The sequence below is a fragment of the Aquimarina agarivorans genome (assembly GCF_000218485.1).
GTDB lineage: Bacteria > Bacteroidota > Bacteroidia > Flavobacteriales > Flavobacteriaceae > Aquimarina > Aquimarina agarivorans.
In genome coordinates this window covers 50,155-63,203 of record NZ_AFPB01000147.1, presented here as the reverse complement: position 1 = coordinate 63,203, position 13,049 = coordinate 50,155, and the positions used below count along the sequence as shown (strand labels likewise).

Here is a 13,049-nt window from a genome sequence, read left to right as displayed (position 1 = left end):
CTCCGGCGTGTCTTGGGAAAACGATGGAAGCCACGACCAGTTGCTAAATACCAATAGTGGTGTCAATCGCCAGTATTCTCAAAAAACAATTTATGATGTTGATGGATCGTTGACCTCTGGGATTGGTGGTGGTGCCGGGTATACCATTGTAACCTCCTTCAACAACTGGATCATTGATGTCAATGACGGTGACATTCTTCGTACCGACGATGGCGGATACACTGGTCTAACCAAAAAGCGTGTCGCTACATTACAATTAGAACGCCGACACACTAGCCCGTATGAAAATGCACGCTGGACCATCACTAATCGACAGGGACGAAAGTACAGTATGGGCGGCAATGCCAGTGAGCGAGACGACGATATCTTGATCAACCGTCGTCCGAGACTTCAGGTGGTTTTAGGTGAAGAGTACGAGGTGGAATTCGCACGTGCTGTTGATTTAGACTCCGAGGGGGTTCGGTTCAGCCTGTTTCAATATTCGATCCCCGATGGATCCCAAAGTGTCACTTTAAGGTTTAAAGGCATGGCGAATGTAATGCGACCAACTTTCTTTGAAACTGGAGAAGATGTACAACAGAACAGTCAACTTAGATTCCTGCGTAGATCGAACAGCACCACCTATTTCCCTGATCCATCATCGGGAGATTTATTTGTAAAAGTGTTTAACAACGGAGTCGGGGTTCAGTCAGGTTACATCAACATGGTTCCGGTTGGCACTCCTCCTGTTGTATCTACTAATGCGCAACCATCGATATCATTTACAAGGCCTAATAACAATAATCAAACTTTTACTGCACCTGGTAATTTGACTGTAAACGTTAATGCCAGTGATAGCGATGGCAGCATTTCAAATGTGAAGTTATTTATTAACAATAGACTGGTACGACAGGAAAACACTGCGCCGTATGATTGGGGTCTCGCAGCACAAAATGATTCACAATTAAAAAATCTAAGTGCGGGCACCTACACACTAAGAGCTGTTGCTACTGATAATGATGGAGCTACAAAAGAGGTTAGCAGAAGGGTAACTGTGTCTAATCCAAATGCTGGTCTCTGCGATTTCACCCGATTAAATGGAGGAGGAAGAGATATCGGAAGTGGATTAGGAAAAACATTTATTGTAGGTAATAATAGACGTGTTTGGGAACGCGTAAATAATAGATGGGTACGTTTACCAGATGGTGGTTTCCGAGCCGATAGAGTTGATGTAGGAGGGGCTGGACAACCTATGGTTCTTGCGACAGATGGTAAAATATACCGTTATAGTCCAGATAACCGATGGGTTCTGATTAGTGGTAGCGGTAAAGATATAGGCGCCAATAGAAATGAATTGTATATTATAGGTAATGATGACGCAGTTTACAGACGAAATTCCGCTTCAAGAGATTGGACACGACTGAATCCTCCTGTTAAGGCTAGGAAACTGGACGTATATTCGGATGGTAATCCCTGGATAGTAGGTACAGATGGTTTTGTTTATCAACTAAGTAGTGACAGGTGGTCGCGAAAAGGAACTTTCAAAGCAAGAGACATAAGTATTGCAGAAGGAACTGGAAATGTATGGGCATTGTCTGAAAGTAATGGCAGCGTATATTTTTATGAAGGAAATCGCGTATGGTCTAAACAATCAAACCAAACTGGCAATCATATTTCTGTTGGAGATGATAATAGAATATGGGTTCTCAATGATCGAGGAAATGTATTTAATAGTGATTGTGTACGCGGTTCTAGACGTGTAGGAGAAAAAAATATCGATATTGAGGCTAATTTAGTGAAACTTCATCCTAATCCGGCTTCGAATCAGGTAACTATTTCTGGATTGCGAGTTGGTATCCATCATATCACACTTTATGATATGCAAGGTGCAACAGTTTTTAATACTAACGTAGAAATTGATGAGAATCTCACAGTCCCGCTATCGCTATTGGGAATCGAATCAGGAATGTACATCTTAAAAATAAAAGGTCAAGGTACAAATCAATTCGAAAAATTGATCATTCAATAGTTAATAATCATAAAAAGAAAGGCTGTCTAAAAATTTAGACAGCCTTTTTTTATTTAGAGCTATTTTATGCTTTGTAGCTTTTTACTTCAAAAAATTGTTAGTTTCCTAGCTTATTTACCATCTCTAGCATCAAATTTCCTGTTTAAAATGATTCTTTTTCATTTGACACTTCAAATACAAACTGATAAATGAGTTCCTGTGATACGCAAGGAGTATTTTTCAGACGAGCTCTATTTATCTATCCTGGACTGAACTGGCTTTTGAGTCCATCGCTAACGAGCTTTTCTATACAAATTATCCATTTGAAATGATGTTTTTACTTCTAACTTTAAAAATAAAAACAACGAACTATAAAATTTACATCTTATTCTAATGACACATTTTCTTCTTTACTTGAAATCGCCTCTTCTGTAACATGTTCAGTAATTAATGTTTCTTCATTTGATGTTGAAACATTTTCATCCGTTACCACCTCATCAGAAAAATAAGGAAATACATCCAAAATAGGCGATTCTGCAATAGCTGGAATGGTATAATCCCCTGTTGTTCCTTTCATTGCTGCATTTGTGTTATCAAAAGCTTCTTTTAAATCATTAGCTTGTACTAAAATATAAATGTTCGATTTTCTTTCTTTCCCACTTTCTTCATCAAAAGCTATTAAAGATACTTTGGACTTAAACCAGCGATCTGAGTTTTCAACAGGATGAATTTCAGAATAATTAGCTACTTTAATATTTGTTATTTTAAATTCTTCGCCGATGTAAGCGGACATTTCTTCATTAATACGTGCTTCCGCTTCAGTATATGATATGGCATCTAGCAAATAGGCTTCCGTTACTACTTTTTGCTCGCCTGATTCTACTGTTTTTCTATATTTTACTTTGCACTCGTACCAAGTTACGCTCATGTTTTAAATTTATAGATGATAAGGGCGACAAATATAAATGATTACAAAGGCACAAATTTAATTTTACAAATTAGATATTCACAAAATAAAAAACTTAATCTTATTAACTCAAGCTCTCCATTACTATGGCATTGCCAAGACTTTTTTCAACGCTGGTAATTTGCTCCCTTAATAACAATTTACTACTCATAGGCAAGTAATCGTCATTTAAAATTTGCTTGTAGTGTTTCACTGCTTCTTTTTCCCCTTTGACCACTTCTTTTATTATCTGGTCTTCATTATTAGAAGAAAACGTTGCTTTAATATCCATCCATACTCGATGCACTACCCCACCAACACTTCCAGTTTCGTTATATTCTTCCCCCAAATCAATTAACTCCTGCTTTAAATCTTCTAAAAAAACCTTTCGCTCATTCATCCTTCCTATAAAATAATCAACAATTTTTTGATCATTTACGTTTTCAGCTGCGGTTCTAAATCCATCAATAGCATCATGCGTACTTTGAATTAAACTATTTAATTGGTTTTTTACTTTTTCGGTATTTGACTTCATAATATTTGTGTTTAAAAGTAAATGTACTATCAACTAAATAATAGTATGCGTGCATTTGATTTTAACTTTAACACAAAAGAGTAATCTTTCTACTTTTTACACGCACCACAAACTAGTTTAATTCCAACAGTATAACTAAAAATTTTACAAAACTATCTAAAAATTATGCAATGTGCTTACCTGTGTAATTTGGCATCTTTGTAAGAAATAAAATATCATTTACATATAAGATAATTAAAATTAATTAAGTAATACTTACTTAAAATATATCGAGTAAAGCTTACTATATTTAATTTTCATTGCTGTATGAAATAATATCAAATAATTGTTTTAACTAAAAAATTCATACTATGGGAAATAAAAAACACCCTTTAATTTTCGGAATATTCATTTCAATCTTACTTATTGTATCTTTTTTAATTTTTGCTTCTTTAGATTTGCATACTGAGCCAATTTATAGTTTAATAAATGGAGTAATAATGGCGGCAGGAATTTTTATTTCGCTACAATTATATAAGAACAAACAAAATAAAGATTTAAGTTATCAAGATGGCTTTCAGATCAGTTTGTTAACCGGGATGAATTCCACCATAATTTTCACTGGTTTTTTTGCTATTTATAGTTATGTACTGAATCCAGAATATATTCAAGAAATGTTTGGATATTGGCATATGAGTATTCCTGTACTATCTGCCCTAACCATATTTTCAGTATTTGTGATGGGGATGGCAACTTCAGTAATATTGACACTTACCTACATGCAGTTGTTTAAAAAACCTCATACTCACCAAATGGGAAGCTAAAAATCAATTTAGTTTTTACAGCACATAACATATTTAATAATTTAAAAAATTCTAAATTTTAGCAATATAAATTTAGATTACCTTAAAAAAAATAGATTAATATTGTATATTATGCAATTAAGTATTTATTGAATATGTAAAAATTAGCTTTCGATACGTATTATACATTTTAACTTTTAGCCATACTTTTTTATTTTTATGCCACACAAAAGCTTGACCCTTGGAGAATTTATTATTGAAAAACAGGGAGATTTCCCGTATGCTAACGGAGAATTATCTAGGCTTATAAATTCTATAAGACTAGCAGCAAAAGTGGTAAATCATGAAGTTAATAAAGCTGGCTTGGTAGATATTACGGGTGCTGCAGGTGAGACAAATGTACAAGGTGAAGCGCAACAAAAACTTGATGTATTTGCTAACAAAACTTTTATAAATTCATTAATTAATAGAGAAATTGTTTGCGGAATAGCTTCCGAGGAAAATGACGAATTTATTACCATTAAAGGTCAAAATAAAGACCATAGTAACAAGTACGTGCTTTTAATGGATCCTTTGGATGGCAGTTCTAATATTGATGTCAATATTTCGGTAGGTACAATTTTTTCCATTTATCGAAGAGTAACTCCTGTAGGTACGCCAGTATCCATGGAAGATTTTTTGCAACCTGGTAATTTGCAAGTTGCTGCTGGATATATTATTTATGGTACTTCCACCATATTAGTATACACCACGGGTAATGGAGTAAATGGTTTTTCACTAAGTCCTGCGTTAGGCACATATTATTTGTCGCATCCTGAAATGACATTTCCAGAAGATGGTCATATCTACTCAGTAAACGAAGGGCATTATTTACAATTTCCACAAGGAATAAAAAATTACATCAAATATTGCCAGGAGGAAAAAGAAGACAGGCCTTACACCTCAAGGTATTTAGGATCATTAGTAAGTGATATACACAGGAATATGATACGAGGTGGAGTTTATATGTATTCCAGTTCATCAAAATTACCTGATGGAAAATTACGCTTGCTTTATGAATGTAACCCTATAGCTTTTATTGCTGAACAAGCTGGCGGTGCTGCCAGTGATGGCTACAAACGTATTTTGGATATTAAGCCTACTGAACTTCACCAACGCATTCCATTTATTTGTGGAAGTAAAAATATGGTTAAAAAGGTGGAAGATTTTATGAGCAAATCTTAATACCATTTCTAACATAAATAAAAACAGAAAAGCTACCTAATATTTAGGTAGCTTTTCTGTTTCATATTGGGTTGTACCTGTACCTCTCTGATTAGTATTAATGTATTGCAGACATTAATTCTTCTTCTTCAGTAAAACCACCTGAAAAATTAATTGCAGTTTCAATTAATGCTAAATGTGAATATGCTTGCGGAAAATTACCTAATAATCGTTTCGATTTAAAATCAATATCTTCACTAAACAACCCTAAATGATTACTATAGGATAATAGTTCATCAAAGTTTTTCTTCGCCTTTTTACGCTCGCCTATTTTATACAAACTATTAATCATCCAAAAAGTACAAATTGTAAATGATGATGATGGCAACCCAAAATCATCTTTATTCTTGTAACGATACATTAAACCTTCATTACACAATTCCTTTTCCGTAGCTAATACTGTTCTTACAAACCTAGGATCTTTAGCTTCAATAAATCCGTAGCTTTCCATAAGTAAAGTAGAAGCATCTAAATCCTTTGATCCGTAGGACTGAGTGTATGCTTGTATTTCTTCATTCCAGGCATTGTTATAAATATCGTCATGTATTTCATTACGTAGATTAATCCACTTATCGTGATCTGCCTCCTTACCAATAAGTTTGGCTATTTTAATAGCACGATCCACGGCTACCCAACACAATAATTTAGAAAAAGTAAAATGGCGCTCTTCCGTTCTAAATTCCCAAATGCCCTTATCCGATTTTTGCCAGTTTTTTTTCACAATATTAATAATACTCTTACTCAAAGTCCATAACTCCTCACTGTTGCTTAAGGTGTTTTTAAACTGCAAAAATTGCTGATGAATCACATCCATCAAAATTCCATAAATATCGTTTTGCTTTTGCTCATAAGCAGCATTGCCTATACGTACTGGCTTGGATCCCTTGTAGCCATCTAAATGATCTAAAATTTCCTCAGTTAAATTCTTTTGACCATTAATTCCGTACATAATCTGGATTTTCTCATCCTTTATAGGTACTACACTGATTATAAATTCCAAAAAACGCTTAGCAACCCTTGAATGCCCTAAATCGGATATTACTTTAATAACCATAGATGCATCCCGAATCCAACAAAAACGGTAATCCCAGTTTCGCACCTCTCCTATAGTTTCTGGTAAGGATGTAGTGGCGGCGGCTAACACTGCTCCTGAATTTTCATAACTCAGCAATTTCAATACCAAAGCACTACGTAAAATTTCATCATTATAATAATTGTATGACGTGGTTTTTTCAGACCAATTCCTCCAATACACACGAGTGCGTTCCAATTTCAAAAATTCCCTATCAATGGACTGATTTAGTAACTTTTCATGGTAACTTATTAAAAAATAACCATCTCCTGTTAAGGTTATTTCCTCTCCATTCAACACCTGATTATGATCAAAACTACAATACATAAACAAAGATTCATAAGTTTCATTGTAGTAAGTTGCTTTGATGCAATTGTCCTTTATTCCAACCTCAGTTTCCCCTTTGGCATAGTTCAATTTTGGGTTATAGTTTACTTTAAACTTTGGCTTCCCACGCAACAATTTTACATAGCGTACTATATCGGGTGGTGTATAATGTGTTTTATCTTCATCTTTATACCTTGGCATAAAATCAATAAATTCAAAGGCATCACTCCCATTATCCCACTCGGTAACTAATATGTTTGTTTTGTCAATATATTTTTGTGAACATTTATAGTCCTCTGTTGTAATTACATCAAAGCTTCCTCCTTTGTCTTTATCTAAAATTTTCGCAAAAGCTGAAGCTGAATCAAAGTTTGGTAAGCAGCACCATTCCAGCGACCCCGTTTTGGAAATTAATGCCGCGCTTTGGCAGTTTCCAATAATTCCATAATTCAAATTTGTCATAGGCTAAAATTCTATTGAATGCGTTATTCAGGTTCTTTAATTTGGCGTAATTTAACAAAAACAAATAACAAGAAAAATGAATACTGATCATTCTATAAGTAAAACTATTATAATATCAAACAGACTCCCTGTTCAGTTAGAAATTGACAAAAATAACATCAATGCAACCCCAAGTATTGGTGGATTGGCAACAGGAATGAAGTCAGTCCATAAAGATAGTAATGGTATTTGGATCGGTTGGAGCGGACTTACTGATGAAGATTTGAACGATGATCTTAAAAATAAAGTTAAAAAAAGCTTAGAAGCACACCAATGTGTTCCCGTAAACTTAACAAGTACTGATATTGATGGTTTTTATTATGGCTTTAGCAATAAAACCATTTGGCCCCTTTTCCATTATTTTATGGAATATGCTGAATTTGAAAAACCCGATTGGGAAATTTACAAACAAGTAAATCAAAAATTTGCCGATGTTGTTTTGGAAAATTTAAATGATGATGACACTGTTTGGATTCATGACTACCAATTACTATTGCTTCCTCAATTAATCAGAGCTAAAAAACCGGATATTAAAATTGGATTCTTTTTACACATTCCTTTCCCTTCATACGAAGTTTTTAGGACATTACCGTGGCGTGAAGAAATTTTAGAAGGCATGCTTGGCGCCGATCTACTCGGTTTCCACACTTATGAGTATGAACGTCATTTTTTAAGTTCAGTCCAGCGTTTACTTGGATTAAGCTTAGATTTTAATAACGTAATTTTAGAAGATAAAAACGTTTGTGTTGATTCTTTCCCCATGGGTATCGATTACGACAAATTTGCAAACGCTGCTAAAGAAAACAATAAACTTAAACAAAAAGACAAAAGCGAAGTTCAGGTTGAAATTGACAAACACCTTGATGAATCTCCCGATACTAAGCTTATTCTAAGTATTGACCGATTAGATTACACTAAAGGAATACCAAACAGGCTATTAGCGTTTGAGTATTTTTTGGAAAAATATCCAGAGTTTAAGGGAAAAGTGCGTTTGGTAATGCTTGCAGTTCCATCGCGCTCAAATGTTCCGCAGTATCAATTATTAAAAAACGAAGTAGACCAACTTGTGGGGCGTATAAATGGTAAATTTTCCGAAATTAGCTGGACGCCTATTTGGTATTTTTACCGTTCCCTCCCGTTTGATAATTTAATTGATTTATACACCTCATGCGATGTCGCCTTATTAACCCCGTTAAGGGATGGTATGAATTTAGTAGCTAAAGAATATATTGCTTGTCGCGAAGATAAAACTGGTGTTTTGATATTAAGTGAAATGACAGGAGCTTCAAAAGAAATGAGCGAAACATTACTCATTAATCCGAATAACTTTGAAGAAGTTTCAGATACCTTGAAAATGGCTTTAGAAATGCCTAAAGAGGAACAAATAGAACGAAACAAAGGATTACAAAAGCGATTGAAACGCTATAATGTGGAACGTTGGGCTAGCGATTTTATTGAATCTTTAGAAGAATCTACTTCCAAACATAAAGAAGATAAAATTAAAAAATTAACTCCCCACCGCAAAGAACAATTGCTTGAAAAGTATAAAAATGCTGAAAAGCGATTGTTATTTTTTGATTACGATGGCACTTTAGCTGCTTTTCAAAAAATTCCTGAAAATGCAAAACCTACTGAAGCAATTTTTGATTTACTGGATAAGGTACATAATGATCCAAAAACTGACCTCATTCTAATTACCGGAAGGGATAAATATACCTTTAATAAATGGTTTGCTCATAAAAATTACACCCTAATTACTGAGCACGGTGCTTGGCTTAAAGATGGCGAAAAAGATTGGGAAATGCTAGAAGCCTTAAACAATGATTGGTTTGGCGTTATATTGCCAATCTTGGAACGTTTTATGGACCGTACACCTGGTTCATTGATTGAAGAAAAAGCATTTTCATTAGCATGGCACTACAGGAACACAGATCCAGACTTAGGACAAAGACGCGCCAATGAATTACAAAGCACCATACAGGATTTAATAGCCAATCATAACTTAGAAATATTAGAAGGTGATAAAGTACTAGAAATTAAAATAAGTGGTGTTAACAAAGGACGATCTGCCAATAAAATGCTACTAAACAAAACGTATGATTTTATTTTTGCTATTGGTGATGACTGGACCGATGAGTTTATGTTTAAAGAACTGCCAGAACAAACACATACAGTTAAAGTAGGGCTTAAAAAAACCATTGCCAATTATTATGTTGAAAACACCACTCAAGTTCACAAATTACTCGATGAATTTGGCAATACCAGTGTTAATTAATAATAATTAAAATTTTTTCAGTTTAAACAAATAAAACAATGCTGTAATTAAAGCTACGGCGTTATTTTATTAAATTGAATCAAAAAATTAACCATTTTAAATTAGGGAAGTTTAACATCAAAAAACGACATGTCCCCTAATCAAAAACTTAGAATTTTTATCATAAAAAATCAAAAGCACCCTCAATTATGAGGGCGCTTTTGATTTTAACGCTTGTTGACTTTTCGCTAAGTTTATTTTCTTCTCGTAATTGTTACATCATCAATCCAGAAGCTTCCTTTTCTTTTATCAAATCCGAAAATTAAGTCTAAATTTTTATAATCTACGGGAGCACCTTGGGCACCTTCACCAGCTTTAAAGTTGTAAACAACATTCTGCCATTTATTATTTCCTTCAAAATTGAAATCTCTAATAAAAACGGCACCCCATCCATTTTTACTACCAGTATCTATACCTGAATAAATCGACACATAAATTTGGTCTTCTGGATACAAACTTTTTACCCAAAATGAAAGTGTGTATTGCTTTCCTTTTTTAATTTTTAAACCACTTCTCCTTAAAATGGCTTTGTTTCCTTGTCCTTTTCTAGTATTAGATTTTATTTTTGCTTTAAATGATGAATTATCGGTACGACCAATTCTATCAATTTCAAACTTTGCTACAGGTTTTCCGTTATTATCACCCCAAACTCCGTATCCCCAGTCAGAAAAACCAGTATTAAAAGAATTATTAGATGTGATTAAATCTTGTGAAAAGCAGGTAAAGCTTAATATAGAAAAAAGGGCTAAATAAATTTTTTTCATAATATCTTATTTTAAATTACATAACATTTATACTAAAACAAATTCTGTGCCATAATTTTATTAAAACAGCATTAATGGCTTAAAATCAGTACTATTGTTTGCTAATTACACAAAACAACCGTTAACATATTACGAAAATAGGATAATAAATTTAATTTTACCATATAACTAAGGAAATAGTATTCTGTACTTTAAGTTAATTATTTGTAAAAAAAGAGAAGTTTAAAAATAACTTTCTGTAATTTAAATTGTTACAAAAAAAAACGAAGCTGAAAAAAAATTAGTTATGAAATTTTTTAAAAATTTGCATTAGTACATTTGTAGGAATTATCCTGTCTTTATGTTTCATCATTTCTTGAAACACTTCATCAATAGCTTGTGGAGGTAACCCCATACGTAATCCTACGTTTTTGATAGCAATAATTTCCTTTAAATTAGTTTGCTCATCAATATTCATAACTAGTATTAAACGATGCAATTGAACAATACGTTCAAATTCCGAATTTAAAATAACTTTTTTTACTGGATTATCGATTAAGTTTACAACTTCATCTTTGGTAATGCCCAATGAAGCCGCCACTAAGGAAATGAATGCTAATTCACTATTTTTTAATTCGTTGTCAGATTTCGCCAATTCAATCATTTCCGACAGTAAACTTAATTTTTCTTTATGTGTATAGTCCATTTAAGTAGCTTTAGTTTACAACATCATATAGGGGAGTTAAATTTAATAAAGTAAATGATGTTACCCTATCTTATTTAAAAAAACAAAAGTTAAAATACACCATTTACTTGAATTCACTTATTTTTGCCAAATGGGATTAACAAACAATGATATTTTTAAAAAATTAAGAGTAGCACATAAGCTTAGGGATACTGATATTATAGCTATTTGCAAATTAGTAGACTTTAATGTTTCAAAAAGTGAGTTGGGTGCTTTTTTTAGAAACGAAGATCATCCGAAATACATGGAATGTGGAGATCAAATTTTACGCAACTTTTTAAACGGACTTATTGTTCATCTGAGGGGTCCTATGCCTAAAAAAGAAGAAAAAAAGTAACCATATCCTCCCTTTTACAATTTGTTATGTGTACTATTTTAGGTTATCATTAAATGAACTCCATCTTGCAACCTACAACTACGGTGAACGCTGTAGTTAATTTTAAAAATGGCTCAAAATAGAGAGAAAAAACGAATGACACTAAATTTGGCTTGTATATAAAAAAAGACCAAAGATTTTTTCTTTGGTCTTTCTAATACTTTTACTTTAAAACAAAAATTAGGCAAGTACTTCTTGTACTTTATCGGCAGCTTCCTGAAACTCTACCGCACTAAGTACATTTAATCCACTTTCATCAATTAATTTTTTAGCTATATCAGCATTTGTTCCTTGTAAACGCACAATAATTGGCACTTTAATAGTATCTCCCATATTTTTATAAGCATCAACAACACCTTGAGCTACACGATCGCAACGTACAATACCTCCAAAGATGTTTATTAAAATAGCTTTTACATTATCATCCTTTAATATTAATCGGAATGCATCCTCAACACGTTTTGCATCAGCTGTACCACCTACATCTAAAAAGTTAGCTGGCTCACCACCCGCTTGCTTAATTAAATCCATAGTAGCCATAGCTAAACCCGCTCCATTTACCATACACCCTACATTACCATCAAGGTCAACGTAGTTTAAACCTGCCTCTTTCGCTTCAACTTCAACTGGGTTTTCTTCATGAATATCCCGCATTTCAGCATAATCTTTATGTCTGTACAATGCACTTTCATCTAAAGTAACTTTAGCATCTGCTGCTAATATTTGATCATCCGCAGTTTTAAAAACAGGATTAATTTCAAAAAGTGCTGAATCTGACCCTTCATAAGCTTTGTATAAAGCTGTGATAAATTTAGTCATATCTCTAAACGCAGCACCTGACAACCCAAGGTTAAAGGCCACTTTTCGCGCCTGAAATGGCAACAACCCAGTTGCAGGATCAATTTCTTCTGTAAAAATCAACTCTGGTGTTTCTTCCGCAACCTTTTCAATATCCATACCTCCTTCAGTAGAATACATAATCATATTTTTACCTGTCGCTCTATTTAATAGTACCGACACGTAAAATTCTGCTGGTTTTGAAGGACCATCATAATAAACGTTTTGAGAAATCAATACTTTTCTTACCAATTTACCCTCGGCAGAAGTTTGAGGCGTAACTAGCATCATTCCTAAAATTTGATCTGCATAAGACTGAACCTCATCAATAGATTTTGCTATTTTAACTCCGCCACCTTTTCCGCGTCCACCTGCATGAATTTGAGCTTTTACAGCAAAAACAGTACTCCCTGTTTCTTCTTGAATTTTTTTTGCTGCAGCTACTGCTTCTTCAGGTGTTTCTGCCAAAATTTCTAAAGGCACTTTAACCCCAAAACTGCTAAGTATTTGTTTTCCTTGATATTCGTGTAGATTCATAATCTGTTTATTTCGCTTTTCATATAGGTTACCAAATGTAGAAAACGAGGTTTGCATAAACAAACATTATTCTGCAAAAATTAG

The 13,049-nt window shown here is 33.5% G+C and carries 11 protein-coding genes; 5 read left to right on the top strand and 6 right to left on the bottom strand.

The window, feature by feature from the left end; genetic code table 11:
• Nucleotides 1–109 precede the first annotated feature (109 nt).
• Nucleotides 110–2,008 carry an Ig-like domain-containing protein gene (locus GMC_RS22230; RefSeq protein ID WP_238527964.1) on the top strand — a complete coding sequence of 633 codons (1,899 nt, stop codon included), beginning with the start codon at nucleotides 110–112 and terminating at the stop codon, nucleotides 2,006–2,008.
• Nucleotides 2,009–2,372: 364 nt separating this feature from the next.
• Here the strand turns inward: GMC_RS22230 and GMC_RS0109925 are convergent, their stop codons facing one another.
• Both GMC_RS0109925 and GMC_RS19645 read right to left on the bottom strand, forming a co-directional pair.
• Entirely contained in the window at nucleotides 2,373–2,915 is a 543-nt protein-coding gene (locus tag GMC_RS0109925) for a DUF4494 domain-containing protein (protein ID WP_010521991.1), read from the bottom strand.
• 103 nt (nucleotides 2,916–3,018) lie between these two features.
• Nucleotides 3,019–3,468: a ferritin-like domain-containing protein gene (locus tag GMC_RS19645; protein ID WP_010521990.1), complete on the bottom strand. Its 450-nt coding sequence runs from the start codon at nucleotides 3,466–3,468 to the stop codon at nucleotides 3,019–3,021.
• A gap of 350 nt (nucleotides 3,469–3,818) precedes the next feature.
• On the opposite strand from GMC_RS19645, the gene GMC_RS0109915 reads away from it, so the two are divergent.
• Complete coding sequence (locus tag GMC_RS0109915) at nucleotides 3,819–4,271, top strand: DUF4199 domain-containing protein (protein WP_010521989.1); 453 nt, start codon at nucleotides 3,819–3,821, stop codon at nucleotides 4,269–4,271.
• A gap of 198 nt (nucleotides 4,272–4,469) precedes the next feature.
• On the top strand, nucleotides 4,470–5,474 hold the full coding sequence (fbp, locus tag GMC_RS0109910; protein WP_029489704.1) for a class 1 fructose-bisphosphatase: 1,005 nt from the start codon (nucleotides 4,470–4,472) through the stop codon (nucleotides 5,472–5,474).
• Between the two features lie 97 nt (nucleotides 5,475–5,571).
• Here the strand turns inward: fbp and GMC_RS0109905 are convergent, their stop codons facing one another.
• Nucleotides 5,572–7,374, bottom strand: a complete 1,803-nt coding sequence (locus tag GMC_RS0109905) for a glycoside hydrolase family 15 protein (RefSeq protein WP_010521987.1) — start codon at nucleotides 7,372–7,374, stop codon at nucleotides 5,572–5,574.
• 76 nt (nucleotides 7,375–7,450) lie between these two features.
• On the opposite strand from GMC_RS0109905, the gene GMC_RS0109900 reads away from it, so the two are divergent.
• Nucleotides 7,451–9,688 (top strand): bifunctional alpha,alpha-trehalose-phosphate synthase (UDP-forming)/trehalose-phosphatase, encoded by a 2,238-nt coding sequence (locus GMC_RS0109900; RefSeq protein WP_010521986.1) that lies wholly within the window; start codon nucleotides 7,451–7,453, stop codon nucleotides 9,686–9,688.
• 233 nt (nucleotides 9,689–9,921) lie between these two features.
• Here GMC_RS0109900 and GMC_RS0109895 read toward each other — a convergent pair whose 3' ends face one another.
• Together GMC_RS0109895 and GMC_RS0109890 are read right to left on the bottom strand one after the other, a co-directional pair.
• A complete protein-coding gene (locus GMC_RS0109895) occupies nucleotides 9,922–10,491 on the bottom strand; it encodes a carbohydrate binding domain-containing protein (RefSeq protein ID WP_010521985.1) in 570 nt (189 codons plus the stop codon).
• A gap of 280 nt (nucleotides 10,492–10,771) precedes the next feature.
• On the bottom strand, nucleotides 10,772–11,176 hold the full coding sequence (locus tag GMC_RS0109890) for a TerB family tellurite resistance protein (protein ID WP_010521984.1): 405 nt from the start codon (nucleotides 11,174–11,176) through the stop codon (nucleotides 10,772–10,774).
• A 130-nt stretch (nucleotides 11,177–11,306) separates the two neighbouring features.
• On the opposite strand from GMC_RS0109890, the gene GMC_RS0109885 reads away from it, so the two are divergent.
• Nucleotides 11,307–11,552, top strand: a complete 246-nt coding sequence (locus tag GMC_RS0109885) for a DUF1456 family protein (RefSeq protein ID WP_010521983.1) — start codon at nucleotides 11,307–11,309, stop codon at nucleotides 11,550–11,552.
• 219 nt (nucleotides 11,553–11,771) lie between these two features.
• Here GMC_RS0109885 and sucC read toward each other — a convergent pair whose 3' ends face one another.
• Entirely contained in the window at nucleotides 11,772–12,965 is a 1,194-nt protein-coding gene (gene sucC, locus GMC_RS0109880; RefSeq protein ID WP_010521982.1) for an ADP-forming succinate--CoA ligase subunit beta, read from the bottom strand.
• Nucleotides 12,966–13,049: the final 84 nt, after the last annotated feature.

What these genes read in the sequence shown, in the direction of transcription:
- GMC_RS0109900 (WP_010521986.1), top strand. Translation starts at nt 7,451, where the DNA reads ATGAATACTGATCATTCTATAAGTAAAACTATTATAATATCAAACAGA.
- GMC_RS0109905 (WP_010521987.1), bottom strand. Translation starts at nt 7,374, where the DNA reads ATGACAAATTTGAATTATGGAATTATTGGAAACTGCCAAAGCGCGGCA.
- GMC_RS0109890 (WP_010521984.1), bottom strand. Translation starts at nt 11,176, where the DNA reads ATGGACTATACACATAAAGAAAAATTAAGTTTACTGTCGGAAATGATT.
- GMC_RS0109895 (WP_010521985.1), bottom strand. Translation starts at nt 10,491, where the DNA reads ATGAAAAAAATTTATTTAGCCCTTTTTTCTATATTAAGCTTTACCTGC.
- GMC_RS0109915 (WP_010521989.1), top strand. Translation starts at nt 3,819, where the DNA reads ATGGGAAATAAAAAACACCCTTTAATTTTCGGAATATTCATTTCAATC.
- GMC_RS0109885 (WP_010521983.1), top strand. Translation starts at nt 11,307, where the DNA reads ATGGGATTAACAAACAATGATATTTTTAAAAAATTAAGAGTAGCACAT.
- GMC_RS0109925 (WP_010521991.1), bottom strand. Translation starts at nt 2,915, where the DNA reads ATGAGCGTAACTTGGTACGAGTGCAAAGTAAAATATAGAAAAACAGTA.
- sucC (WP_010521982.1), bottom strand. Translation starts at nt 12,965, where the DNA reads ATGAATCTACACGAATATCAAGGAAAACAAATACTTAGCAGTTTTGGG.
- GMC_RS19645 (WP_010521990.1), bottom strand. Translation starts at nt 3,468, where the DNA reads ATGAAGTCAAATACCGAAAAAGTAAAAAACCAATTAAATAGTTTAATT.
- fbp (WP_029489704.1), top strand. Translation starts at nt 4,470, where the DNA reads ATGCCACACAAAAGCTTGACCCTTGGAGAATTTATTATTGAAAAACAG.